At 41.8% G+C, this 25,668-nt stretch carries 24 protein-coding genes; 19 read left to right on the plus strand and 5 right to left on the minus strand.

From position 1 onward, the window contains the following. The first annotated feature begins 5 nt into the window (after positions 1-5). The 4 genes from FC85_RS08955 to FC85_RS08970 all read left to right on the plus strand — a co-directional run bounded on the left by FC85_RS08955 (position 6) and on the right by FC85_RS08970 (position 4,860). On the plus strand, positions 6-455 hold the full coding sequence (locus FC85_RS08955; RefSeq protein ID WP_057865186.1) for a universal stress protein: 450 nt from the start codon (positions 6-8) through the stop codon (positions 453-455). A gap of 284 nt (positions 456-739) precedes the next feature. Further along, positions 740-2,089: an MFS transporter gene (locus tag FC85_RS08960; protein ID WP_057865187.1), complete on the plus strand. Its 1,350-nt coding sequence runs from the start codon at positions 740-742 to the stop codon at positions 2,087-2,089. A 245-nt stretch (positions 2,090-2,334) separates the two neighbouring features. Further along, entirely contained in the window at positions 2,335-3,759 is a 1,425-nt protein-coding gene (locus tag FC85_RS08965) for an NAD-dependent succinate-semialdehyde dehydrogenase (RefSeq protein ID WP_057865188.1), read from the plus strand. A 471-nt stretch (positions 3,760-4,230) separates the two neighbouring features. Then, positions 4,231-4,860 carry a plasmid pRiA4b ORF-3 family protein gene (locus tag FC85_RS08970; RefSeq protein WP_057865189.1) on the plus strand — a complete coding sequence of 210 codons (630 nt, stop codon included), beginning with the start codon at positions 4,231-4,233 and terminating at the stop codon, positions 4,858-4,860. 163 nt (positions 4,861-5,023) lie between these two features. Here the strand turns inward: FC85_RS08970 and FC85_RS08975 are convergent, their stop codons facing one another. The 4 genes from FC85_RS08975 to FC85_RS08990 form a co-directional block, all read right to left on the minus strand. Then, positions 5,024-5,914, minus strand: coding sequence for a diacylglycerol/lipid kinase family protein (locus FC85_RS08975; protein ID WP_057865190.1), 891 nt, complete (start codon positions 5,912-5,914; stop codon positions 5,024-5,026). A 66-nt stretch (positions 5,915-5,980) separates the two neighbouring features. Continuing rightward, entirely contained in the window at positions 5,981-6,451 is a 471-nt protein-coding gene (locus FC85_RS08980) for an 8-oxo-dGTP diphosphatase (RefSeq protein ID WP_057865191.1), read from the minus strand. 85 nt (positions 6,452-6,536) lie between these two features. Beyond that, positions 6,537-7,868: an ammonium transporter gene (locus FC85_RS08985; RefSeq protein WP_057865192.1), complete on the minus strand. Its 1,332-nt coding sequence runs from the start codon at positions 7,866-7,868 to the stop codon at positions 6,537-6,539. Positions 7,869-8,275: 407 nt separating this feature from the next. Further along, complete coding sequence (locus FC85_RS08990; protein ID WP_057865193.1) at positions 8,276-8,917, minus strand: NAD(P)H-binding protein; 642 nt, start codon at positions 8,915-8,917, stop codon at positions 8,276-8,278. Positions 8,918-9,090: 173 nt separating this feature from the next. Here FC85_RS08990 and FC85_RS08995 point away from each other — a divergent pair, with 173 nt between their 5' ends. The 5 genes from FC85_RS08995 to FC85_RS09015 all read left to right on the plus strand — a co-directional run bounded on the left by FC85_RS08995 (position 9,091) and on the right by FC85_RS09015 (position 13,411). Next, positions 9,091-11,001 (plus strand): heavy metal translocating P-type ATPase, encoded by a 1,911-nt coding sequence (locus FC85_RS08995; protein WP_057865194.1) that lies wholly within the window; start codon positions 9,091-9,093, stop codon positions 10,999-11,001. A gap of 37 nt (positions 11,002-11,038) precedes the next feature. Further along, on the plus strand, positions 11,039-11,260 hold the full coding sequence (locus tag FC85_RS09000) for a heavy-metal-associated domain-containing protein (RefSeq protein ID WP_057865195.1): 222 nt from the start codon (positions 11,039-11,041) through the stop codon (positions 11,258-11,260). 19 nt (positions 11,261-11,279) lie between these two features. Continuing rightward, positions 11,280-11,822 (plus strand): ferritin-like domain-containing protein, encoded by a 543-nt coding sequence (locus tag FC85_RS09005; RefSeq protein WP_057865196.1) that lies wholly within the window; start codon positions 11,280-11,282, stop codon positions 11,820-11,822. Positions 11,823-12,049: 227 nt separating this feature from the next. Next, positions 12,050-12,901: a DegV family protein gene (locus tag FC85_RS09010; RefSeq protein ID WP_057865197.1), complete on the plus strand. Its 852-nt coding sequence runs from the start codon at positions 12,050-12,052 to the stop codon at positions 12,899-12,901. 21 nt (positions 12,902-12,922) lie between these two features. After that, positions 12,923-13,411: a DUF1836 domain-containing protein gene (locus tag FC85_RS09015; protein ID WP_057865198.1), complete on the plus strand. Its 489-nt coding sequence runs from the start codon at positions 12,923-12,925 to the stop codon at positions 13,409-13,411. Positions 13,412-13,788: 377 nt separating this feature from the next. On the opposite strand, the gene FC85_RS09020 is transcribed toward FC85_RS09015, so the two are convergent. Further along, on the minus strand, positions 13,789-14,766 hold the full coding sequence (locus FC85_RS09020; RefSeq protein WP_057865199.1) for an aldo/keto reductase: 978 nt from the start codon (positions 14,764-14,766) through the stop codon (positions 13,789-13,791). A gap of 527 nt (positions 14,767-15,293) precedes the next feature. Between FC85_RS09020 and purE the strand changes: the two genes are divergently transcribed. Genes purE through purH form a run of 10 tightly spaced genes read left to right on the plus strand, consistent with a single transcriptional unit; the run spans position 15,294 to position 25,378 of the window. Next, entirely contained in the window at positions 15,294-15,782 is a 489-nt protein-coding gene (gene purE / locus FC85_RS09025; protein ID WP_057865200.1) for a 5-(carboxyamino)imidazole ribonucleotide mutase, read from the plus strand. Continuing rightward, the gene (gene purK / locus FC85_RS09030; protein WP_057865201.1) at positions 15,763-16,896 is read left to right on the plus strand and encodes a 5-(carboxyamino)imidazole ribonucleotide synthase; all 1,134 of its coding nucleotides are present in this window, start codon (positions 15,763-15,765) and stop codon (positions 16,894-16,896) included. Before purE ends, purK begins: the two co-directional genes overlap by 20 nt. 1 nt (position 16,897) lies before the next feature. Further along, positions 16,898-17,638, plus strand: coding sequence for a phosphoribosylaminoimidazolesuccinocarboxamide synthase (purC, locus tag FC85_RS09035; protein WP_057865202.1), 741 nt, complete (start codon positions 16,898-16,900; stop codon positions 17,636-17,638). Beyond that, positions 17,638-17,901, plus strand: coding sequence for a phosphoribosylformylglycinamidine synthase subunit PurS (purS, locus tag FC85_RS09040; protein ID WP_057865203.1), 264 nt, complete (start codon positions 17,638-17,640; stop codon positions 17,899-17,901). Before purC ends, purS begins: the two co-directional genes overlap by 1 nt. Beyond that, a complete protein-coding gene (gene purQ / locus FC85_RS09045) occupies positions 17,898-18,584 on the plus strand; it encodes a phosphoribosylformylglycinamidine synthase subunit PurQ (RefSeq protein ID WP_057865204.1) in 687 nt (228 codons plus the stop codon). The genes purS and purQ overlap by 4 nt, the downstream gene beginning before the upstream one ends. Next, positions 18,577-20,811, plus strand: a complete 2,235-nt coding sequence (gene purL / locus FC85_RS09050; protein WP_057865205.1) for a phosphoribosylformylglycinamidine synthase subunit PurL — start codon at positions 18,577-18,579, stop codon at positions 20,809-20,811. The genes purQ and purL overlap by 8 nt, the downstream gene beginning before the upstream one ends. Next, positions 20,796-22,238, plus strand: a complete 1,443-nt coding sequence (gene purF, locus FC85_RS09055) for an amidophosphoribosyltransferase (protein ID WP_057865206.1) — start codon at positions 20,796-20,798, stop codon at positions 22,236-22,238. Before purL ends, purF begins: the two co-directional genes overlap by 16 nt. Before the next feature lie 10 nt (positions 22,239-22,248). Beyond that, complete coding sequence (gene purM, locus FC85_RS09060; RefSeq protein ID WP_057865207.1) at positions 22,249-23,259, plus strand: phosphoribosylformylglycinamidine cyclo-ligase; 1,011 nt, start codon at positions 22,249-22,251, stop codon at positions 23,257-23,259. A 2-nt stretch (positions 23,260-23,261) separates the two neighbouring features. After that, positions 23,262-23,849 carry a phosphoribosylglycinamide formyltransferase gene (gene purN / locus FC85_RS09065; RefSeq protein ID WP_057865208.1) on the plus strand — a complete coding sequence of 196 codons (588 nt, stop codon included), beginning with the start codon at positions 23,262-23,264 and terminating at the stop codon, positions 23,847-23,849. Beyond that, positions 23,849-25,378 (plus strand): bifunctional phosphoribosylaminoimidazolecarboxamide formyltransferase/IMP cyclohydrolase, encoded by a 1,530-nt coding sequence (gene purH / locus FC85_RS09070; RefSeq protein WP_057865209.1) that lies wholly within the window; start codon positions 23,849-23,851, stop codon positions 25,376-25,378. Before purN ends, purH begins: the two co-directional genes overlap by 1 nt. The last annotated feature ends 290 nt before the right edge of the window (positions 25,379-25,668 follow it).

Genomic DNA, 25,668 nt, shown 5'->3' on the forward strand with positions numbered 1-25,668 from the left:
ATCAAATGGACAATGATAATTCGCCACATACAAAATTTCATCGAATTTTAGTGGGTGTTGATGATTCACCTGATGCCCAGTTAGCATTTCGATATGCGATTTCTGAAGCGCGTTTGTCGGGCGCATCGCTTGTGATTTGTTCAATTCTTGAACATGAAGAAATGAATGTTTATCAAGCACTTAGTAAGGACTATGTCCATGGTGAACGTTCAGAATTAGCTGAACATATTAAACAGTACCGTGATTTGGCACTTCGAGCCGGCGTTAAAAAGGTAGATACGGTTATTGAGGAAGGTGATCCTGGCGAAGTTATCGTTAAGGAAATTATTCCAGCAGTTAAGGCGGATTTGCTGATTGTCGGTTCACTTTCAAAAAAGGGTGTTCGTAAGTACTTTGGGTCTCAGGCCGCATATATGGCTAAGTATTCACCAATTTCTGTAATGGTTGTTAGATAGGCTGAACATGTGAACCGTTGAATTATACCTAATTCAATGAGTTGAAACCGGAATACTCAATTAAGCCTTAATGCTTAATGCGCATGTTATGTTGGGCACTGGATGATAGTTAAAACACAGTTATGTGTCTTTAAAAAACAGGATCGGAAGTCTAACTTTCGGTCCTGTTTTTTAGGAATTTGTACAAAAATTTTTTCGAGGCTGATTGTTGCCAGATGTGGATTTTTTGAAGTCCTTACAAATCAGCAATATATCATACTATATAGAACTAGGGGATTTTAAAAATGGCCTTAACTGAAAAAAGTCGTAAGTGGTTTGTGACCACTTTGCTACTTGGAACATTTACAATGTCGATTAGTCAGTCGTCGCTATCGACGGCATACCCGACATTTATGAAATACTTTAATTTACCAGCTAGCACGGTTGCTTGGCTGACAACTGGATTTATGTTGATTATGTCAGTAGTTATGCCGTTATCACCGTGGTTGATGGATAACTTCCATTTTAAGCCACTATATATTAGCTTGTTGATTAATTTTGTTATTGGGACTTTGATCATTATTTTTGCACCGAATTTTCCGATTATGATGGTTGGTCGGTTAATGGAAGGATTTAGTGTCGGGGTACTATTTCCTTCTTATCAATCGATTATTTTGGAAATCACACCACAAAGTCAGCGTGGAACAGTTATGGGAACCGTTGGCTTGGTGATGGGTTCAGCATTGGCGGTGGGGCCGATTATTTCTGGGGTGTTACTGCAAGTCATGAATTGGCAAGCTATTTTTGGCTTCTTCTTGGTTGTTTTAACAGTTGTTTTTCTTTTGGCATTAAAAACTGTTGTGAGTCCATTGAAAATAAAATCAACAAAATTCGATTTTGTCTCAGTATTTATGTCATTGGGAATTATTGGTCTGCTGTACTTTATTAATGAAATTTCTCATATGACAGCAACAAGTTACGTCAATTGGGGAATTCTGGTTGTTTCACTAATTCTGCTTTATTTGTTTGTCCGTCGGCAACTACGAATGTCCCAACCATTACTTCATCTTGATATCTTATCAATTTTAAATTTCGATCTCGGGGTTGCATTAACATCACTTTCATATATGTCACTAATCACGGTCACGATTGTCATGCCGCTTTATTATCAACAAATTCTTGGCTTAACCCCCTTGTGGTCCGGCCTTGCATTAGTTCCGGCAGCAGCTTTATTATCATGGTTAAATCGGCGAAGTGGTCGATTAGCTGATCGAATTGGCTTTAAGCCAGTCATTATGGTTGGTTTTGGTTTATTCATTATTGGCTGGTTACTGCTGTTAATTTGTTCAGGGTTTAAGAATATCTGGATAGCGGTTGTTTGCTCCATGATTATTGAATCGGGAAATGCCTTTGCAATGATGCCGGCAACAACACTAGGGGCTAACTCACTTTCTAACGACCTGATTCCACATGGATCATCAATTATTGCTACTTTTCGGCAAGTGTTGGGATCAACAGCAATTGTTTTGGCTACCGTTGTTTTAGGAGATCGGAACTTTAACGGTGTTTTCTTGACCTTTTTGATTCTAGAGATCATTGCAATGGGACTGGTCTTTATGATTAAAGATACACAGAAGGCCCCAATTCATGCATGAATGATCATTGTGAAATGTAAACGATTTTCACAAAAATATGCGGTCAGTGTTGACTAGATTGATTATGATGAACATCACAAGCCGTATGATTGTATTCGTTTTCAGTGAATGATATTCTTTATTTGACGATAGGATATCGCCGAAGAACTTGTTCTTTTCATAACCATTATCTGGGGCCCCAGCAATGGTTAGTCATTAGAAATGTTTTGAAGATATCGATTCAGATAATAGAGGAGGCCATTTGGATGGCATATCGAACTGTTAACCCTTATAACAATAAAGTTGTTAAGGAATATCCGTATGCAACCGATGATCAATTAAAAGACACTATCGCAACTGCTCATGATCTGTATAAAAAGATGAAGAAGCAGGATATTGCCGAACGTGCCAAGATCCTTCATAACGTTGCTGCAAAGTTGAGAGAGCATTCAGATGAATTATCAAAAGCTTGTACTGTTGATATGGGGAAACTTTACCGTGAGTCTCAAGGAGAAGTTGAATTGGTTGCCATTATTGCCGATTGGTTTGCCGATCATGGTGCTGATATCCTTAAATCAGAAAAAGTTGATACCATCGCAACCGGTGATGCTGAAATTCAACATCATTCAACCGGTGTGATTATGATGGTTGAGCCATGGAATTTTCCATACTATCAGATTATGCGTGTTTTTGCACCTAACTTTATGGTTGGCAACCCGATGATTTTAAAGCATGCTGCTAATACACCAACATCTGCCCAAATGTTTGCCGATGTTGTTGCTGAAGCCGGTGCACCAAAAGGATCGCTTACCAATCTTTTCCTTTCTTACGATCAAGTAACTGAAGCAATCGAAGATCCCCGAATCCAAGGCGTTGCTTTAACTGGTTCCGAACGTGGTGGAACAGCTGTTGCAGAAGCCGCTGGTAAGAACTTAAAGAAGAACACTATGGAACTTGGTGGTATGGATCCGTTTGTTGTTTTGGGCGACGCGGATATGGACCAAGTTAATGATATTGCCTGGCGAGCACGGTTATATAATGATGGGCAGGTATGTACGTCATCAAAACGGTTTATTGTCATGGATAATGTTTATGACGAATTCGTTGATAACTTGAAGGCTAAGTTTGCTGCCGTAAAACCTGGCGATCCAATGGATCCTGCAACGACGTTGGCACCGATGAATACTGAGAAGGCTAAGAATAAGCTTCAAAGTCAACTTGATGATGCCATTGCTCATGGCGCAAAGGTTGTTTATGGCAATAAGCCAATTGATTTGCCTGGACAATTCTTCATGCCAACCATCCTTACTGACATTGATAAGGATAATCCGGCATATAAGACTGAGTTATTTGGCCCAATTGCCAGTGTTTATAAGGTTCATAGTGAACAAGAAGCAATTGATATTGCTAATGATTCACCTTATGGACTTGGTGGAATCGTCTTTGCTGGCGATCCCGATCATGGTGCCGAAGTTGCGTCACAAATTGAAACTGGAATGGTATTCGTTAATAACTTTATGGCCACCTTACCTGAATTGCCATTTGGTGGCATTAAACTGTCAGGTTACGGCCGTGAAATGAGCCACATCGGTGAAATGGCGTTTGTTAACGAACAATTAATCGTTAAGGCTGATAAACCAGATCTGGGTAACTTGGCTGGTGGATTAGTTGCAACTGACCCTGAAAAATAATCAATGATTGTCGCTCACCTTTAAAAAGTGAGTGACTAACGATTATTTAAGATTTAAAATAATTAATTACTAAACCAGAGTGGGGCCAGCAAGCGGTTAGCCCCAGAATATAAGCCCCCTAACTTGATGTTCCTGATTTTGGAAGATTAAGTTAGGGGGCTTATATGGCCGGGGCTGCTTGCTGGTCCACGTTTTAGCTAGGTAACAAGTTTCAGCGAGATATTCTGAACTTGAATATTTGAATAATTCGGTTGCACGGCCGGAAGTTGTCTTTTGTCCCGCGTTTACATTAACAGAGACTGAGCAAAATCACTTTTGTCTCAGCCACTTTTTTGACTGCAATATTATGATTTGAGAAGCAACATTACTTAATGTGTTCTTGATAGCTAAAGCAGAACCTTATTATCCTTAATGACAAATAATTTGGTATACTAAAGGACAATTAACCGATCAATTCAAGGAGAACAATTAATGCCATTAAAAATAAAAAAGACAAAGGGCTATCGAATTAAAATTACACTGCCGATGGATGGTGAGATGCCGGATGTGGTACGAACGGTGGATATCCCATCTGATATTACATTTAAGCAGCTGCATGATACGATTCAAACTGTAATGGGGTGGGATGATGCTCACTTGTACAAATTTTTAATTCGGCAGCAGAATATCACGATTCCTGAAGATTCCTTGTATGAAGAAATGAAAAATCAGTCTCCAATTAAAGGGATAAAGCAAGTTAAGGTACGGCGGTTATCCAACAAGATTGATAAGTATTTACAAAATTACCGAGGATTTGAATATATTTATGATCTTGGTGACAATTGGGAACATACGATTGAACTGATCAGGTTGCTCGATGACTATGCGGTTGGCTATCCCAAAGTCATTAGTGGCCAAGGAAATTTGCCGCCAGAGGACTCTGGTGGTGTCGGCGGTTGGCTGATGATGCTTGAATCGTTAAATGATCCAGACGATCCGGAGCATGAAGATATTGTTAAATGGTTGAATGAAATTGACTACCTACCGGATGGCGGAAAACTTAATAAAAAAGAATTGAACGACTACTTGAAAAAGTATTTCTGGCTTAAAAAGAAAGTATAAAAAACAGCGTGCATTTAACTGGCGGTTAGTTTCCAGGATATAAACAAGCCCAATCAGCATTCCCAAATTCAGGAATATTGGTTGGGCTTGTTTGTGTGGCAGGAACCACCCGTTCGGCCTTTGCCTATGCCAACTTATTAAATACGAAGAACGGTTTTCATCGTTATTTGTCGGGCATAACAACCTTTAAAAAGTCTGGGATTGTCTGAACAGTAATTGGCAATGCCATTGCTGGATCACCATCAATTCGGGTTTTAATATCCCGTGATGATAGGTTCTCAATTTTGACCTCCTTGGTTTTAAAATATTTAACTCCGCGGGCCTGTTTTAAATTTCCAGATAAAAAGAATGATCCGTAAGTTAATATTTTAGGAAGTGTAAACTTTTTTAACAAAAAAACATGTAGATAATCATCGTCGTACGCTGCTTGTGGATTGAACTCAACATAACCGCCAACTGAATTGGTGGTTGTGATGAGCAGAATTTGTGCCCGGAGTGTCTCGGTTTTACCGTTAGCGGTTATCTTGAGCTTGTACGATCGATTGGTAAATAATTCCTTGATTCCTTTAAATAAATAGACGATTCGACCAAACTTCTTCTTTTCGGTTTGCTTAACATTTCGAGAAATATCTGCTAATCGGCCTAAAGTTAAACTGCTGATAATCGGTTGACGGTCAATATGACCAAGATCAACGTTTTTGGGTGTCCCGGTTAGTAAGTTCTCAATTGCCTTATCGGTATTCAAAGGAATTTTTAGGGCCCTGGCAAAATTGTTAACGGTACCGCCGGGAATGATACCTAAAGGAATCGTTTTATTGGCTTTTAAGAACCCGGCACAAACGGTATTAATTGATCCGTCGCCACCGATTGTAACCAAGTAATCGTAGATATCAACTGCTTGAGCTGCCTGATTAATTGCATCTTGTTCAGAATTCGTTTTGCTAAGCGTGGCGATTTTACCGTGTTTTTCCAGATAGTTTTTCGCTCGCTTTGCAATCTCTTCATTATTAGAATTACCAGCGGTTCCGTTGAAGATAATGATAATCTTTTCCATCTTTGTCAACACCTCCTACCAATCATCTTGACTAAGTCAATTATAATATGATTTGTGTCAGGTGTCTTACTTGCGGATTATCGTTAATGAGCCGTTCATTACTGGCGAAGTGGCGTCTACGGTGTGGGGATCGGTAAAAATTTTGAGAAACTGCATAAAACTTTCGGCGGTGTTGGCTTCGGTTAGTTCCTTTAACGGAAACCAATAAATCTTTCCTTCGTTACTTTGAGTCAGTTGACCCGAAAAATGAGTAGTTCGATAGAGAAAGCCTATTCGCCGGTAACTGGGATCATCGTTGAACCACTCAACGGTACCGCAGGATTCAAGGTGACTGATTTTTAACCCGGTTTCTTCAAAGACCTCTCGAACCATGGCATCAGCCAAACTCTCATTTTTCTCAACATGGCCTCCAGGAAAGGTGTGGCCGAACTTCCAGGCAACGTCTGTTTTGTCTTCAACTAAGACTTCCTTCGTTTCTTCGTTATAAATCATACACATATTAACTAATTCAATGTGTTCTGATCGTGAATACGTCATCTTATCACCTCAATAAAAAATGCTTTTGAATTTAGTATACGCTACCTAAATTCAAAAGCATTGTTAGTTCTTAAAATGAAATCATTTATTCATGAGGTGCTTTAGGGTGTTGAAGTTGGGCCATCTGGCCTCTAAACTCCTTGGAGTAGAGATTCAGGTCAGAACGGTATTCATTTAAATCATCGCTCATTTGAACAGTATAGTCAGCTTCCTCACCGTGTTCACCTTGATCGAGGCCAAGCTCTTCTTCTTTACGATCAACTCGCATTGGCATTACCAAACTCATAACTTTAATAATGATTGCTGCTGCAATAGAAACGAAGATAATTGTTGCTAGAGTCGCAATAATTTGGACACCAAGTTGATGAAAGCCGCCACCGTAGAAGAGACCGTTATGGGCAACGATGGGATTAACTGCTTTGGTTGCAAACAAGCCAGTAAAGATACTACCGACGATTCCGCTGACACCGTGGCAGCCAAAGGCATCAAGGGCATCATCAACACCGATTCGATCCTTTAAATAGTTAACAAAGAAGTAGCTGGCGAATGTCGAAAACATGCCAATCCAGAATGAGCCTGCGATGGTTACAAATCCACAGGCTGGGGTAATCCCAACCAAGCCACAAAGTGTTCCGGTACAAACTCCCACTAACGTTGGCTTTCCTGAGATAACCATATCCAAGATCATCCAAGTTACCATGGCAGTCCCAGTTGACATGGTTGTTGTGATCGTTGCCTGCGCGGCAATGTTATCAACGCCTAATGCTGAACCGGCGTTAAAGCCATACCAACCGATCCAAAGAATCGTGGCCCCAAGTAAAACCCATGGCAAATTGTAGTGGGTATGAGGAATATCACCATAGTGGATTCGTTTGCCCAAGAAGGCTGACAAGACAAACGCAGTAATCCCGGCATTAATATGAACAACGGTTCCACCAGCAAAGTCTAAAGTTCCCAGACCGGCCAAAAGACCATTGGGACTCCAAACCAGATGAACCATTGGGTAGTAAATCAGGATTGACCAGAGAATTAAGAAGACTAATAAGAAGTTAAACTTAATTCGACCAACAACGGCGCCGACGAACAATGCCGGAGTAATAATAGCAAACATCATTTCAAAAATAGAGAAGATACCGGTTGGAATCTTTGTTGCTGTGAGGGCACCCAATTTGACGCCGTTCATAAAGAAATTAGATAGTGTTCCAATGACACCACCAATGTTACCTTCAAATGACAGGCTGTAACCAACCATTACCCAGAGGACGATTGCGACACCAGTCATAATAAAAACCGACAACATGGTGTTAACAACGTTTCGCTTTGACACTAGCCCACCATAGAAAAAGGCGAGGCCGGGTGTCATGAATAAGACCAAGATACTGGACAGAATCATAAATGAGGTGTTTGCAGTATTCATAACATTCGCTTCCTTCTTGCTTTAATGTCATAAATTCTAACATTGACAAGATTCTTCGTCTAGTCGATGTTAAGCTGATTCTTAGCGAATTTTAATACGGCTTTAAGATGAAACCGGTCACAAATGCCTAAAAACAACGCATCTAATATTCAAATGAATTATTAAAAATATTTTTACAAGTAACCGCCCCATGTTAGCAATTATCACAAATATGACAAAAACAGCTATCTATCATTCGAATAAATAGCTGTTTTTGTTATATTTAGTTCTGGCTAGTATTGGATTGGAATCTGATTAATCAACCGGCCGGATACGACGATCAGCAACCGATGATTATCAAGAAGCTAGTTCTGTTTGGCCGTTTAATAAATGAACCGTTTATGACTGATTAAGTTAATTTAGCGATTTTATATTAAGTTCTTTAATGCATCATCAACCGCCATGTCACCGTCGCTCATTTCAATGATTTTACCAATCGTGCTGTCATCTTGGACAATCGCGGCCAACACAGCGGCAACGTTGCTGATGCTGTTCTCGTTACTGCTATATGAGCCAAGGGTGACTTTGCCACTTCCAGGTTTTTCAGTTAGTGCGGTGGGTTGCAAAATTGTGTAATCAAAGTTAGTTGCTTTAATTAACCAGAGATCCGCAAAATGCTTGGCAATGAGGTAGTTAGCCAGTGGTGATGGATTCGGACCACTAAATGAATCTGGGGTTAGTGAGTCACGAGAGCTTAGCATGACAAAACGATCGATCCCCTTTTTAGCAGCTTCAATCATTACTTTAACAGCACCATTTAAATCGACTTGGAGTAAATCTTTACCACCTGATCCGGCGGTAAAAATCAGCGCGTCGGCATCCGGTAGTTCAGATAAGATTGTGTCCTTTGTATCGTGAAGGTCAATCTTGAATGCCTTCACGTTTGAAGCGTTTGGAACGTTTTCGGGTGTTCGGGCACCGGCAAATACTTCATTTTCCTTGTCACTTGCCAGTTTGGTAACGACTTGAGCGCCAACACGGCCGGTAGCGCCAATGACGATAATTTTCATTATAAATCCTCCTCGTATCACTTGTTGATTTCAGTATATCGGTTCTGCCCCGTTAAATGAAAGTAAATCAGCTTAAAAAATAACTTTATTTGAGAATCTTGATTTACATCAATTATTTATTATCAATTTCCAGATAAACTAAGGCTGTAATCAAAAGACGGGGGTAAACAAACATGAAAATGCAACGATTTATTAATCAACATATTAACCAAGTGACGTTATTGACTGCTATTCTAATCGGGATTGGATTATTAGGAAAGGTTTTTGCTTCGAACACAATTTATACATTGGCGTTTATTAGTGCGTCAATTATTTCGGCGGTTCCAATTATTCTGCGGGCGGCTTCAGCACTGCGATTTAAAACGATTAGCATTGAGCTGTTGGTTAGCATTGCCGTTATTGGCGCATTTATGATTGGCGAATACAATGAATCGGCAATTGTCACATTCCTTTTTCTTTTCGGAACATTTCTTGAAGACAAGACATTGGCCAAAACACGGCATTCGATTAAGGATTTAACTCAGATGGCGCCAACAACGGCATTGGTTATTAATGATGATGGTCAAGCCGAAGAGACAGATGTGGATTTTGTTGACGTTGGAGATACCGTTCTAGTAAAAACTGGTGCCCAAATTCCGGTCGACGGGAAAATTACTGAAGGGTCAGGCCATTTAAATGAGGCCAGTATCACTGGTGAATCTAAATTGGTAACCAAAAATGTTGGTGATCCCGTCTATTCTGGCACTTTTGTGGATAACGGGACGATTAAAGTTCAAGCTAATAAGGTTGGTGATGATACCACATTTGGCAAGATTGTCGAGTTGGTCGAAGATGCCCAGGATACAAAGTCACCGGCTGAAAAGTTTATTGACAAATTTGCAACTTATTATACACCGGCAGTTTTGATCATTGCCTTGGCTGTGGGACTGTTAACCACTGATTTTCGCTTGGCAATTACTGTGTTGGTGCTGGGATGCCCTGGTGCTTTGGTCATTGGCGCGCCTGTTTCAAACGTTGCCGGAATTGGTAATGGTGCCAAACACGGTGTTTTAATCAAGGGTGGCGAAGTGATGAATACTTTTTCAAACGTGGATACGGTGATGTTTGATAAAACCGGCACATTAACCGAAGAGAAGACAGCAGTGACTCAAGTCCAAAGTTATGGCGATCAGTCAGCTGATTTAGCCTATGCAGCGGCCGTTGAGAACCAATCCGATCATCCTTTGGCTAAAGCAATTGTCAATTTTGCAAGGGCGACAGGTGTTTCATTCGATAAGATGCAACCGGCATCAAGTGACGTCATCAAGGGGCGTGGCATTTCAGCAGTTGTTAATCAGCATCGTGTCTTAATTGGTAATCGTGAATTGATGAAGTCAAATCAAATTGAACTCAGCCAAACCCAACAGACTGATCTAAAAAGTATGCAGCAACACGGACGCTCTTCAGTCCTGATTGCCATTGATGGTCACGTTCAGTTGATCCTTGGTATTTCAGATGTTGTTCGGGCTGGTGTTCGTGAAAGCTTGCAACAGCTGAAAAAGTTAGGCATTAAAAAAACGGTGATGTTAACTGGTGATAACCAGCTAACGGCCCAAGCAGTTGCTGACCAGATTGGCATTGATGAGGTTCATGCCGAACTCTTACCAGAACAAAAGGTCACCTATGTGAAACAGGCGCAACAAGCAGGCCATAAAGTAGCCTTTGTGGGTGACGGGATTAATGACAGTCCGTCGTTGGTGACGGCCGATATCGGGATCGCAATGGGAAGTGGTACCGACGTAGCGGTTGAGACGTCTGATGTTGTGTTAATGTCATCAAGCTTTGACGAGTTGATTCATGCCTATGGCTTGTCTAAGAAGACGGTCAGCAACACTAAGGAAAATATTTTTATTGCCATTGCAACGGTGGTCATGCTGTTGATTGGCCTGGTTCTCGGGTTTGTTTACATGGCAAGCGGGATGTTTGTTCATGAGGCAAGTATCCTTGTCGTGATTTTTAATGCGATGCGACTAATTAATTATCGACAAAAGAAGTCAAAACTTGACGCAGATCAAGTAAAAGTTAATCAGTATGGCTTATCTTAGTAAATGAAAGTCAAGTCAACAAATGGAGGTATTTAAAATGAGTAAAGCAATTTTACAATTAGATGCATTATCATGCCCGGCATGTATGACCAAGATTCAAAGCGCATTGGAAAAACAAACTGGTGTAGCGACTGTCAAAGTCTTGTTTAACGCCGCTAAGGTAAAGGCGGACTTTGATGCCGAACAAATTTCAGCAGATCAATTAGCCAATACGGTGACTGATTTGGGTTATGAAGTTAAATCTGTGAAGACAAAATAAGAAAGAGTGAGGTGCCATTATGACAACTGAAACACCAGAAAAACGTTATCAAGCTGAGGTTAAGCAAGCGGATATCGATCATCATACGCCAACGGCAGGCGCGATGACAGGACACATTGTTGCCAACCTAGTCGTTTTAGCTGACAAGCTGCAACAAATGAAGTGGTATGTAAAGGGGATTAATGCCAACGAATTAAAAGGCAGCTTTAAGGGGTTGTTGAAGCAGGCGTATCAGCAACGGGATGCTTTGGGAACGGCGTTAATTGATGAAAATTTGATAACACCAACAATTCGAAAAGAATTTGCTGAATATGCCATGTTGACTGAAAATGGTCAAAACAAATATCAGTCTGCGGAATGGTTAATCAATGACTTGGTTCACGATTATAATACACAGAATCTATTTGTAACTCGGGCAATAAAATTGGCGAAAAAAGAGGATCGGCCAGTATTAACTCAGCATTTGACAACGCTATTGGGGAGCGACAATCATAATATCGCGATGCTGCAGGCACTCTTGGGGAAGACACCACGAGAGGGATTGGACGAAGATGAGGATTAAAATTTCCAATATAATTGAATGATTTTAGACACACTAAGAGCCGGAGATGGTTGATCTTTCCCTTGGCTCTTTTTGTGACTGTTTTGTTGCTTTGAATTATCTTAACGACGAATAAATTTGAAGTTTGATTAAGATTAGAGCTTTTTAGTCATATTGACAACTACAGAATGTAGTTTATAATACCAAACATGTAGATATTAAAACTATATGTTTGGGAGAAATTTATAATGACAACAAAAATTGCCTTGCTCGTTGATTCAGCCTCAGATGTACCAACTGAAATTACTGCTAATGAAAACATTGAAGTTGTGCCACTGATTGTGACAGCAAATGGTCAGGAGTATCTTGATCGAGAAACGATTCAACCAGAAGAAGTTTATCAAATGATCGCACATAATCAGATTCCTAAAACGGCTAGTCCAACCGTTGGAATTGTCAAAAAATCGATTGAAAAATTAACAAACCGTGGTTATCAGCAAATCATCGCCGTTACAATTTCGAGTGGTTTATCAATCACCAATCGAGTCTTTAAGCAAGCAGCCGAGGAGAGTGACGGTATTAAGATGACCGTGATTGATTCGAAAAATATTGGAATTGGTAGTGGTTTGGTTGCCGCCTACGCCGAGAAACTCATTAACAACCAAGTGGCTTATAATGAAATTGTGACCCGGGTTGAAGAATCCGTCATTAAAAGCCGGGTCTACTTCTACATCCCAACACTAAAGTATCTTAGAATTGGTGGTAGAATCGGTAAAGTAGCTGGTTTGATTGGCTCAGCGTTGAATATTAAACCGATTATCTCGTGCAATCCACAGGGGATCTATTATCCGATCGCTAAGACCCGTTCTGAAAAGAAAGCCATCGGAAAACTACTGGATTTAGCAGTGACTCATGCGCAGAAAAGTGATCATTTTCGGATGGGCGTTGCGCAGGGAAACGACGATTCGCTGATGAAACAAGTCACGGCCGAGCTTAAGAATCGGTTTCCTGAGCAGAAAATCTATACAGGCAATGTTTCACCAGCATTGGGTGTGCATACCGGTCCCGGCTTGATTGGCATTGCTGTTCAAATTGATTAATTGATAGGGGAGATTTTTAAAGTGACCAGTAACCAAAAATCAATTGCTAAGTTACCTTTATGGGATGAACTGCCCGGATTTAGCCTCCACCTTGATCAACTACTTGATATTACGAATTCCTATGTTGAACCGATCATTGGTGAAACCGTCACTAAGACGATGATTCACAACTATTTTAAGGGTCAGATCCTTGATTCGCCGGAAACGAAGGGCTATGAACGTAAGCAATTAGCAGGGGCAATCGTCGTTGATCTTTTGAAGAATGTTTTTACGTTGTCTGAAATTAAGCAGGGATTAAACTGGATTCTCGTGGATGCGTCACCCCAGGAGGGCTATGATAACTTCGCCCGAATGTTTAATGAACAGGCAGCTCAGAAGCGAATAGGTTCAACAAAAGTCACCAGTATTGATTTGAAGTCGGCGTCCAAGGCAACGGTGATGCAGTATCACGCAGTCCAAGCAATTTTATTTTGGCTTTCAACTCGCCAGATTTTGAAGGATAATCTTTAACCCGGCAATCAGAGTCATTAAATTTAATATTGATAAATAAAAAGTCTCAGTGACGTTGAATGCTTGATCTAGTGGTGCATTCAATGTTGCTGAGGCTTTTTTGGCTACCGAGTATGAACGTGGTCAAATAGACAGCTCTTGGCCATGTGACTAATCGGTTAATGCTTAATAATTGGGGGGGTACTATTAGGCTACCGAGCATAAACGTGGTCAAACAGGCAACTCCCGGCCACTATTAGGCAACCAAGTCGAAACGTGGTCAAATAGGCAACTCCCGGCCATATAAATAGACCACCCCACCATTCCAGAATAAGGAATAATGGGGTGGTCTATTTATATTCTGGGAGTTAAACGCCTATTGGACGCACTCTTATTTTTTACCACAAATACGCTACCGGGTTCTTAATGTACTTATCGTACACATCTTTTACAATTTGCATTTGTTCGGCCGTTAATGCCGGTAAATCCGCTGCCGTTGTATTTCTATCAATTTGGGTTGGATTACTTGCTCCTGGAATGACTGCCGAAACCGCATCGTACATTAAGATGAATCTTAATGCCGTTGCGGCCAGATTATCGGTTCCAAGTCGCTGCTTCAGCTCGTTTGCCGCCTTGACACCGGTTAAGTAATCAACGCCAGAGAAAGTCTCACCCTTGTCAAATAACTGGCCATTCCGGTTGGTTGTTCGATGATCTTCCGGGGCAAATCTTGTATCGGCGGTAAACTTTCCGGTCAGCAGCCCACTTGCTAAAGGCACTCTGGCTAAAACACCAATATTATTTTTCTTAGCTAAATCGAAGAACAGATCAGCCGGTCGCAATCTGAACATATTGAAAATAATTTCAACCGCAGAAATATCATATGACATTGCTTTAATGGCTTCTTCAACCCGCTCCACACTGACACCGTAGTTCTTGATTTTGCCCTCTTTTTTTAATTCATCGAGGGTAAAGAAGGTATCGGGCATGTAATAAACACTCATTGGGGGACAGTGGAGCAACACGAGATCCAGCGAATCAACCCCCATATTGGTTAGCGAGTCATCAACGTAACGGGTTAAATTATCTGGACTGAAATGGTCAGAGGTTAGTGGTTCTTCTTTACGACCGATTTTGGTGGTGAAATGAACGTCGGGATGGGTTTTGACAAACCGACCAACTGCCTGCTCACTTTTTCCGCCTTGATAGCCATCGGCAGTGTCAAAGAAATTAACGCCATGATCATAAGCAGCTTGCAAAGTGTCATCCGCGTCCTGTTGATTGAATGGCGTACCCCACTTGCCACCCAACTGCCAAGTCCCTAATGAAACTTCACTAATTGAAAAGCCGGTTTTACCAAGTGTTCGAAATTTCATATGATTGTTTCCTCCTAATGAATTGTTCTGGTGAACCGAATCACCTAAATTCTAACATACTAAATCAAAGCCAGTGTGGAAAGCTTGGCTTGTGATGAGCAATGCGAGTAAATATGGTAGTGTTTTACACTTCACATGTTATTTGAAACTGATCGGGATTACGAAAGGGCTGATGTTATCACGGCAAATCCTTGAAAATTTAAAGTTGCCACCATTTAGAAACAATGAATATGATTGGCAAGAAAGGGGTGACTGTTTAATCAGTCATCATGATCGGGATTGGTAAATATTATGACGATGTTTTTGAATAATTGTTCGTAAATTGGCTGAATTTACAAAATTAACGCCGTTATAACGAATTTTGTTGGTGGTCAGGAAGCAAAATTTAACGTTTTACCGAATTTTTACGACGTTTTTTCATTAATTACGCTAAAATTACTAGTAAAACACGAACGATGGTATTGACATTTTAATCATCGTTAAGTATTATTTAGACACAATATAAATTGAAAAGGTGAGTGGTTTAGATGGCAAACGTTGTCGGTGTTGCGATGGGATCAATTTCCGATTGGCCAACTATGAGGTTGACATGCGAGGTTCTTGAAAAGTTCGGCATCCCTTATGAGAAGCATGTTATTTCGGCCCACCGGATGCCTGATGAGTTGCAGGCATTTGGCCGTTCCGCAAGAAATAAGGGCTTAAAAGTCATCATTGCCGGTGCCGGGGGTGCTGCTCATTTGCCCGGAATGATCGCTGCCAATACAACGTTGCCTGTTATCGGTGTTCCAATCAAAACCCGAACATTAAATGGTGTTGATTCATTACTCTCAATTGTTCAAATGCCATATGGCGCGCCGGTCGCAACTGTCAGTATTGGGGACTCGGGTGCCAAAAATGCGGCCTTGTTAGCTGCTCAGATTCTGGCAACGAATGATCAATCCATTCAAAATAAATTAGCCGACTTTAAGCATGATCAAAGAGTGGAGGCCAAAAACAGTGAGCAACAATTTGATTAAGACGGTTTTACCACCTGCCACAATTGGCATTGTTGGCGGTGGTCAATTGGGTCAGATGATGGCGTTAATTGCCAAGTCAATGGGGTATCATGTTGGCATTTTGGATCCCACCCCACAGGCTCCGGCTGGGCAAGTTGCTGATTTCCAAATTGTTGCTGAATATGATGACGTTGACTCATTAATGAAATTAGCACAGAGAAGTGACGTGTTGACCTACGAATTCGAAAATGTTGATGAACAATCACTTTTAAAGGCCAAACAAGTCACTGAGTTACCCCAAGGCGTCAATCTTCTCCACATCACTGGTGAGCGGCTCAATGAAAAGAACTTTATTCGAAGTTGTGGTATCCCGGTGACTAATTTTGCCGCTGTTAATGATCGTGAATCGTTGGTTAAAGCGGTTGGTGAAGTTGGGTATCCCGCTATCCTAAAGACCGTTTCCGGTGGTTATGACGGTCACGGTCAAATGGATATTAACGGTCCGGCTGATATTGACCCAGCCGCTGAACTTTATACGAAAGCAGAATGTATTTTGGAAGCCCGTCAAAAATTTATCGCCGAAGCGTCTGTGATGGTTACCCGCGACGTTAATGGCAAGGCCATTACGTTTCCACTTGTGGAGAATCGGCATAAGAACCATATTCTTCACACAACCATTGCCCCCGGCCGATTTTCTCAAACCATTCATCAAAAAGCACATGACTATGCTGAAATTATTGCTAACAAGTTAGACCTATATGGGGTATTGGGAATTGAATTATTTGTGATTAATGACCATGACTTAATGGTTAACGAGTTGGCACCACGACCACATAACTCCGGTCATTATACGATCGAAGCCTGCAACATCTCGCAGTTTGAGGCACATATTCGAAGTATTTGTGGTCTACCAATTCCACAAATCACCCAAGAAAGACCAGCTGTAATGCGTAACTTGCTGGGAACTGATTTAACACTTGCCCGGCAGCTTCTGTCTGAGCATCCGGAATGGCATTTCCATGATTATGGGAAAGCTGAAATTCGACCACAACGTAAGATGGGCCACGTCACCGTCTTGGGTAATGATATTGATCAATTGCTGAAATCCACTGATATGCTAAAAGGAGAAAATTAAAATGACTGAACTTGCAGATATTGAAAAGAAAGATTTGTTGTATAAAGGCAAAGCCAAAGAAATGTTCACAACCAACGACCCCGATATTATGTGGGTTCATTACATGGATCAAGTGACCGCATTTAATGGTAAGAAAAAAGTTGAAATGGCAGGTAAAGGCCAAACTAATTGTGAAATTTCGGCTTTAATTTTCGCCGATTTAGCTAACCATGGGATTCAGAATCATTTTATTAAGCAATTGGATTCAAACAATCAGTTGGTAAAACGGGTTAAGATTATTCCACTCGAAACCGTTGTTCGAAACTTAGCTTCCGGTAGTTTCGAGAAGAAATTTGCAGTTAAGCATCTCATGAAATTTGAAAAACCGTTGACTGAGTTCTTCTATAAGAGCGACGAATTAGACGATCCGTTTATCAATGATTTTCAAGCAGAAGCGCTTCATGTTGCTACCGAAGACCAAATGAATCAAATGCGGGCCATTGCACTTAAAGTCAATGATCGGCTTAAAGAAATCTTCTCAGAAATGAATGTTGATTTGGTTGATTTTAAAGTTGAATTTGGGATTGATTCGGACAATCAGTTGATTTTAGCTGATGAAATTTCCCCAGACAGCTGCCGGTTAATTGACCGAGATACTAAGAAGTCACTTGATAAGGATGTTTTCCGAAAGGGATTAGGCGCTTTGGTTCCTGTTTACAAGGAAATTCTTGGTCGCCTCGAAAAAGTGGAAGGTGTTAACTAATGACGCTGGTAAAAGTATATGTGACTTATAAAAGATCAATTTTGAACCCTGAAGCCCAGGCCGTTCATAGTGCCTTGACCCGGCTGGGGTACAACGACATTAATGATGTCAAACTAGGTAAGTACTTTGAACTAACGGTGGCTGATGGCAAATCAAAAGCTGATCTTGATCAGGAAATTAACGAGATCTGTGACAAGTTGCTGGCTAATTATAATATGGAAAATTATCATTACGAAATTGCTGAAACGGAGGCTGCTCAATGAAATTTGCTATCCTTGCCTTTCCAGGATCAAACTGCGAAATGGATCTTTATTACGCCATTCAAGATATTATCAAAGAAGATGTCGAATTAGTTTCTTATAAAGAAAGTTCGTTGACGGGGTTTGATGCCGTTCTAATTCCTGGTGGTTTTTCTTACGGTGATTATTTACGTAGTGGCGCGATTGCCCGTTTTTCACCAATCGTGCCTGCGCTTCAAAAGTTTGCTAAAAGTGGTAAGCCGGTTCTGGGAATTTGCAACGGATTTCAAATTTTAACCGAAGCAGGGTTACTCCCTGGCAGCCTGCAAAAAAATGTTTCCGCAAAATTCATTTGTAAAACTGAACCATTAGTTGTTAACAACGCTGATTCAGTATTTAGTTCCCAGTTTAACGCCGGTCAAGTGATTCATTTACCGATTGCTCATGGCGATGGTAATTATTATTGTGATCAAGAAACACTACGGGACTTAGTTGCCAACAATCAAATTGTGTTTCGTTATCAGAATAATCCGAATGGTAGTGTTGCTAATATTGCTGGGATTACTAACCGAGCCGGCAATGTTTTGGGAATGATGCCTCATCCGGAACGAGCTGTTGAAACTGTTCTGGGATCTAGTGATGGCATTGGCATTTTTCAATCGATCGTTAACAATGTGGCAAATCGAGAGGTAGTCGCTCATGGATAAAGTAATTGAACAAACAACCGAAGCTACGCCGGAACAAATCCGTGATCAAAAGTTATATCAAGCAATGGGTTTGACCGATCATGAATACCGGTTAATTAAAGATGACGTTTTACATCGTTTGCCGAATTATACTGAAGTCGGTTTGTTTTCGGGAATGTGGAGTGAACATTGTTCCTACAAGAACTCCAAGCCGGTTCTAAAAAAGTTCTTCACTAAAGGCAAACATGTGGTTAAGGGACCGGGTGAAGGTGCCGGTATTATTGATATTGGCGATAACCAAGGGGTAGTTTTTAAGGCTGAAAGTCACAATCATCCCTCCGCAGTTGAACCTTTCCAAGGCGCTACAACCGGGGTTGGTGGGATCCTTCGAGACATTTTTTCGATGGGTGCCCGACCAATTGCCAGTTTGGATAGCTTAAGGTTTAGTGAGCCCCAAACTGATCAGGATAAATATTTCATCTCTCAAATTGTTGCCGGAATCAGTGCCTATGGTAATTGTATTGGGGTGCCAACCGTAGGCGGTGACACAGCGTTTGATGATGCCTATGAACACAATCCATTAGTTAATGTCATGTGCGTGGGGTTGATGGATCTTGACAAGATTGAAGTTGGCGCTGCTGCCGGCGTTGGTAACAGTATTGTCTACGTCGGCCATAAGACTGGTCGAGATGGGATTAACGGCGCTTCATTTGCTTCTTTCCAATTTGATTCAGAACATGAAAGTCAACGGTCTGCCGTTCAAGTTGGTGACCCGTTTGAAGAAAAACTCGTTATGGAAGCCTGTCTTGATGTGATCAATAATCATGCAAAAGCTTTAGTTGGTATTCAAGATATGGGTGCTGCCGGGTTGGTTTCTTCCTCTGCTGAGATGGGTTCAAAAGCTGGTGGAAACGGAATGGTCCTTGACCTTGACTTGGTTCCACAACGTGAGACCGGGATGTCGGCTTTTGAATTAATGCTCTCTGAATCACAAGAACGGATGCTGTTATGTGTTAAGGCCGGCCATGAAGCCGAAGTTCTTAACGTGTTTGCTGATCATGGCGTTGACGCGGTCGTTATCGGCCATGTTACTGAAGGCCACCAATATCAACTGCGCCATCATGGTAAATTGGTTGCTGACGTGCCGGTTGATTCACTTGCTTCCCAAGCACCGGTTTATCATCGTGAATCGGCTGTTCCAGAACATTTAAAAAACGTTGATCAAAGGCAATTTAGCCCGCAAATTACCAACCCGACGGAAACCCTTAAACGATTATTGGCGCAATTAACGATTGCTTCAAAAGAAAGTATTTACGAAACTTATGATACGCAGGTTCAAACCAATACCGTGGTTGCGCCAGGATCCGATGCCGCTGTTGTTCGGGTTCGCCATTATGATAAGGCACTTGCCATCACGACCGATGTTAATGGTCGTTACTTATATTTGAATCCTCGAATTGGCGGTCAAATGGCGGTTGCTGAAGCGGCTCGGAATATTGTTGCCTCTGGTGGAGTACCACTTGGCATTACCGACTGTTTAAATTTTGGTAATCCAGAAAAGCCGGATCAATTTTATGAGTTGGACCAAGCAGTTATCGGGATGAGCGAAGCTTGCGAAAAGTTTGAAGCACCCGTTATCTCTGGTAACGTTTCTTTAAATAACGAATATGATAATGTGCCAATTTATCCAACACCCATGGTTGGCATGGTTGGCTTGATTAAAGGTCTTAAGCACGTTACAACTCAAGACTTTAAGCAAGCTGGTGATTTAGTCTATATCCTTGGTCAAACACATGATGATTTTAACGGCTCACAGATTCAAAAAATGCAAACCGGAAAGATCTCAGGAAAGTTGTTTGATTTTGACTTGGATTATGAAGTCCATATTCAACAATTAACCACTCAGGCGATTCAAAAGGAACTGCTTAACAGTGCCCATGATATTTCGGAGGGTGGTTTAATCGCTTCAATTGCTGAAAGTACATTTGGCAACCAGCTCGGCGTTGATCTATCAAGTGATTTAACCGTTAATCAATTCTTCTCAGAGACGCAATCCCGGTTTGTCGTTTCCGTACCGAAGCAAAAGCAGGCTGAATTTGAAGCCCTTGTTGGCGAGAATGCCACACGACTTGGTAAAGTGGTTGATGATAATCATCTGTTTGTCCAAGCAACTGACGGATATTTTGATATCGATGTTGATGCAGCTCGTGATATTTGGAAGGGAGCTTTAGCATGCAGGCTGAAGTAAAAAGTTTAAATGAAGAATGTGGGATCTTTGGTGTCTGGGGTACTCCAGATGCCGCCAAACTGACCTACATTGGCCTGTTTGCTTTACAGCATCGTGGTCAGGAAGGCGCTGGAATCACAGTCAATGAAGATGGGCAACTACGGACCAAACGTGGTTTTGGCCTGTTAACTGATGTGTTTGACTCTCCCAACGCGGTCGCTGACATGACCGGAACGGCTGCCATTGGCCATGTTCGTTATTCAACTGCCGGTAGTAATCTATTAGAAAATATTCAACCACTCCCCTTTAATTTTAGCGATACGCAGTTTGCTTTGGCTCATAACGGTAATTTGACCAACGCAATTTCGATTCGAAAGAATTTGGAGGATCGGGGTGCCATCTACCATTCCAGTTCTGATAGTGAAAACCTGATGCACCTGATTCGGTTAAGTCGGGCAAATAATTTGGATGACCAAATGAAGGAAGCTTTAAACACGATTAAGGGTGGGTTTGCTTATTTGGTCATTACTAAGGATCGTTTGTATGCTGCCCTTGATCCAAACGGCTTCCGGCCACTGGTTGTCGGCCAATTGCCAAACGGGGCGTATGTTGTCTGCAGTGAGACATGTGCACTGGACGCCGTGGGGGCGACGTTCAAATTTGATGTTCAACCGGGGCAGCTGATCAAAATTGATGATTCCGGTATTACGATTGACCAATATACGACCGATACCCAGTTATCAATTTGCTCGATGGAGTTTATCTATTTTGCCCGTCCTGATTCCGATATTTATGGGGTGAACGTTCATTCAGCCCGTAAGCGGATGGGCGAAATGCTGGCCCAAGAACAACCGGCGCCCGATGCCGATATGGTGATTGGTGTGCCAAACTCATCTCTTTCGGCCGCGATGGGTTATGCAGAAGCTTCCGGTCTGCCTTATGAAATGGGGTTAGTGAAGAATCAGTATTCTGCCAGGACATTTATTGAACCAACTCAAGAGTTGCGTGAACAGGGCGTTAATATGAAGTTATCAGCTGTTAAGGGCGTTGTCCGTGGCAAAAACGTGGTTCTGGTTGATGACTCAATTGTGCGGGGCACAACCAGCCGCCGGATTGTTAAACTATTGCGGGATGCCGGAGCGGCTTCGGTTCATTTACGGATTGCATCACCACCGCTACGCTACCCTTGCTTTTACGGGATCGATATTCAGCATGTCCGCGAATTAATCGCGGCTAATAAGACGATTGAAGAGATGCGGGAAATGTTTGGCTGTGACTCACTCGGATTTCTGAGTGTTCAAAGTTTAATTGACGCGGTTGATCTTCAAACTGACGCGCCCAACAAGGGTTTGTGTGTCGCCTATTTTGATGGCAAGTATCCAACACCACTTTATGATTATGAAGCAGAATATGATCGTGATCAGGCTCAGCTACAAAAAATGAGATGAGGTTAATTTAATGGATGCCTACAAAAAGGCCGGTGTCGATATTAATGCCGGCTACAAGTTAGTTGATGAAATTAAAAATTTATCCAAAAATGATGCCTTGGGATCGTTTGGCGGTTTGTTTCCGTTGGCACTCGGTCAATATCAGCAGCCGGTATTGGTTTCCGGCACGGATGGTGTTGGGACAAAATTATTGATTGCGATTAAGGCGAACCTGCATCGAACCATTGGGATTGACCTGGTTGCCATGTGTGTCAATGATGTATTGGCGCAAGGTGCCAAGCCACTGTTTTTCTTGGATTATCTTGGTATTGGTCATCTGGATCAAACGCAAGCCAAAGAAATCCTGACCGGGGTTGTGGCAGGGGTCGAGCAGGCCGGTGCTAAATTAGTTGGTGGCGAAACGGCCGAAATGCCTGATATGTATACCCATGGTCACTATGATTTAGCCGGTTTTGCGGTTGGCATTGCTGATCAATCGAAATTGCTTAAATCAAGTGATGTGCATCAAGGCGACGTTTTGTTGGGATTAGCGTCAAATGGGCTTCATTCCAATGGGTTTAGTTTGGTCCGCGACATTTTATTTAAACAGCATGATTATCAGTTAACGGACAAATTACCCGGCCTGGATTTGGACTTGGTTCATGAATTATTACGGCCAACCAGGATTTATGTGAAATCACTGCTGCCACTGATCGAGCAGGGCTTGATTGGTTCAATTGCCCACATTACCGGTGGTGGGTTACCCGAAAACGTCGCGCGAATTCTGCCGGCAGATTTGTCAGCTGAATTTCATTTGAATACTTGGAAAATCCCAGCGATCATGACTGATCTTCAAAAGATTGGCAATTTATCCTTTGATGATTTGAAGCATACCTTTAATCTTGGCTTGGGCATGGTACTGGCAGTTCATCCCGACAACGTTGATCAGGTAAAAGTGGCCCTCACAAATGCTGGGGAGACCGTTTACCAAGTCGGCAAGGTTATCTCAGGTTCTCAAAAAGTCATCATTCGAAAGGATTAGTTATGCAAGCAAACGTTAAGAATATTGCGATTTTTGCCTCAGGTGAGGGGACAAATTTTACCGCTTTGGTTGATTCGTTTAAAGCCAAACACTTACCGCTCAATGTTAAGTTGTTAGTATGTGATCACCAAAATGTTCATGTGTTACAGCGAGCGCAAAGGCAAGCCATTCCCACCTTTGTGATTAACTTTAAAGATTATCCGGATAAGGCAGCAGCAGAAAAAGTGATTGCCCAACAATTGGCTGCCGCAAGCATTGATTTTATTTTATTGGCTGGTTATATGAGAATTATCGGGCCAACGTTATTAGCAAAATATGAAGGTAAGATTATTAATATTCATCCAGCTTTATTACCCAAGTTTCCTGGACGTCATGGGATTGAAGATGCGTATGAGGCTGGTGTTGATACAACTGGGGTCACCATTCACTGGGTTGATTCCGGCATTGACTCGGGAAAGGTCATTGCGCAGCGTGAAGTCCCAATTCGTAAGGATGATAAATTAACGGATTTAGAGCAACGAATTCATGCGACTGAACACAAGTTATATCCAGAGGTCGTCGAACAATTATTAGAAAGAGGAGAAATTTAATGTCAAGAAGAGCTCTTTTAAGTGTTTCTGATAAAAGTAACCTGGTTGATTTTGCAAAACAGTTGAAAGAATTGGATTTTGAAATTGTTTCCACTGGTGGCACTAAAAAAGCCTTGGAGGATGCCGGAGTTGCAGTTACCGGGGTTGAAGAGGTAACTGGATTTCCAGAGATGTTGGACGGTCGGGTTAAGACACTTCATCCAAAAATTCACGCCGGTATTTTAGCCAAACGCGATAATCCCGATCATATGAAACAACTTAAGGATGCTGACATTACTCCGATTGATTTGGTAGCTGTTAATCTTTACCCATTTAAACAAACGATTGAGAAACCAGAAACGACTGAAGCGCAAGCAATTGAGCAAATTGATATTGGTGGGCCGTCGATGTTGCGAGCTGCGGCTAAAAATTTTGCCGGTGTTTTAACGGTTGTTGATCCTGCCGATTATCAGCCGGTAATTGATGCTTTGAAAGCCCACACAGATGACGCCGATTTTCGCAAACATTTGGCAGCTAAAGTGTTTCGACACACTGCCGCTTACGATGCTTTAATTTCCAATTATTTAACAGAAGAAGAATTCCCAGAGAAATTAACGCTCACATATGAAAAGCAGCAGTCATTACGTTACGGTGAAAATAGTCATCAAAAGGCCGCCTTTTACCGGAAACCGATTCCTTCAAAACTGTCAGTGATTACCAAGCAGCTTCATGGCAAGGAGTTGTCGTTTAACAATATTAAGGATGCCAATGCGGCCTTGAATATGGTTAGTGAATTTGATGAACCGTGTGTTGTTGCCATGAAACATATGAATCCGTGTGGCGTCGGAACGGCTGACACGATCGAAAAGGCTTGGGATGAAGCCTATGAGTCTGACCCAATGTCAATCTTTGGCGGCATTATTGCGGTGAATCGCGAAGTCGATGCCAAGACAGCTGAGAAGATGCATAAAATTTTTCTTGAAATTATCATTGCACCATCGTTTAGTGATGAAGCTTATAAAATTTTAGCCAAGAAAAAGAATATTCGGCTATTGCAAGGTGATCTGAGTCATCGTGATCAACCTGACCGATTTGAAACCATTTCGGTTAGTGGCGGGATGTTGATTCAAGAATCTGATCATGAAATTGACCAAATTCCTAATTTTAAAGTGGTGACGAAGACGCAACCAACTGAAAAGCAGCTTAAAGCCCTTCAATTTGGCCAGCACGTCGTTAAATTTGTGAAGAGTAATGCGGTGATTGTGACGACTGATACGAAGACGTTGGGTGTTGGGATGGGTCAACCAAATCGGATTGATTCGGCGAAGATCGCAATTCAAAAGGCAATGCCAAAGGATGGCTATGAGAATGCCATTATGGCGTCGGATGCCTTCTTCCCAATGGATGATTGTGTCAAGTATGCGGCCCAACATGACATTAAGGCAATTATCCAACCGGGAGGCAGTATCCGGGATAAGGATTCAATTGCGATGGCGGATAAGTATGGCATCGCGATGGTGACAACCGGGGTTAGGCATTTTAGGCACTAAAAGCAGAGTGTGAAAGAAGACGGTTAGATCCCAGAATATAAGCTACCCAATCGAATATTCTGGTTCTGAATATTTGATTGGGTAGCTTATATGGCCGGGATCTGTCTTCTTTCACACGTTTCGGCTAGGTAGCCAGTCCAAAGAATATTCCTGGTTCTGGAATATTTGGTTAAGTGAGTTATATGGCCGGGATCTGCTTGATTTCACACGTTTCAGCAAGGTAGCCAGGCCCTAGAATATTCTGGTTCTGAATATTTGATTGGGTAGCTTATATGGCCGGGATCTGTCTT

Source organism: Lentilactobacillus diolivorans DSM 14421, from assembly GCF_001434255.1.
Taxonomy (GTDB): domain Bacteria; phylum Bacillota; class Bacilli; order Lactobacillales; family Lactobacillaceae; genus Lentilactobacillus; species Lentilactobacillus diolivorans.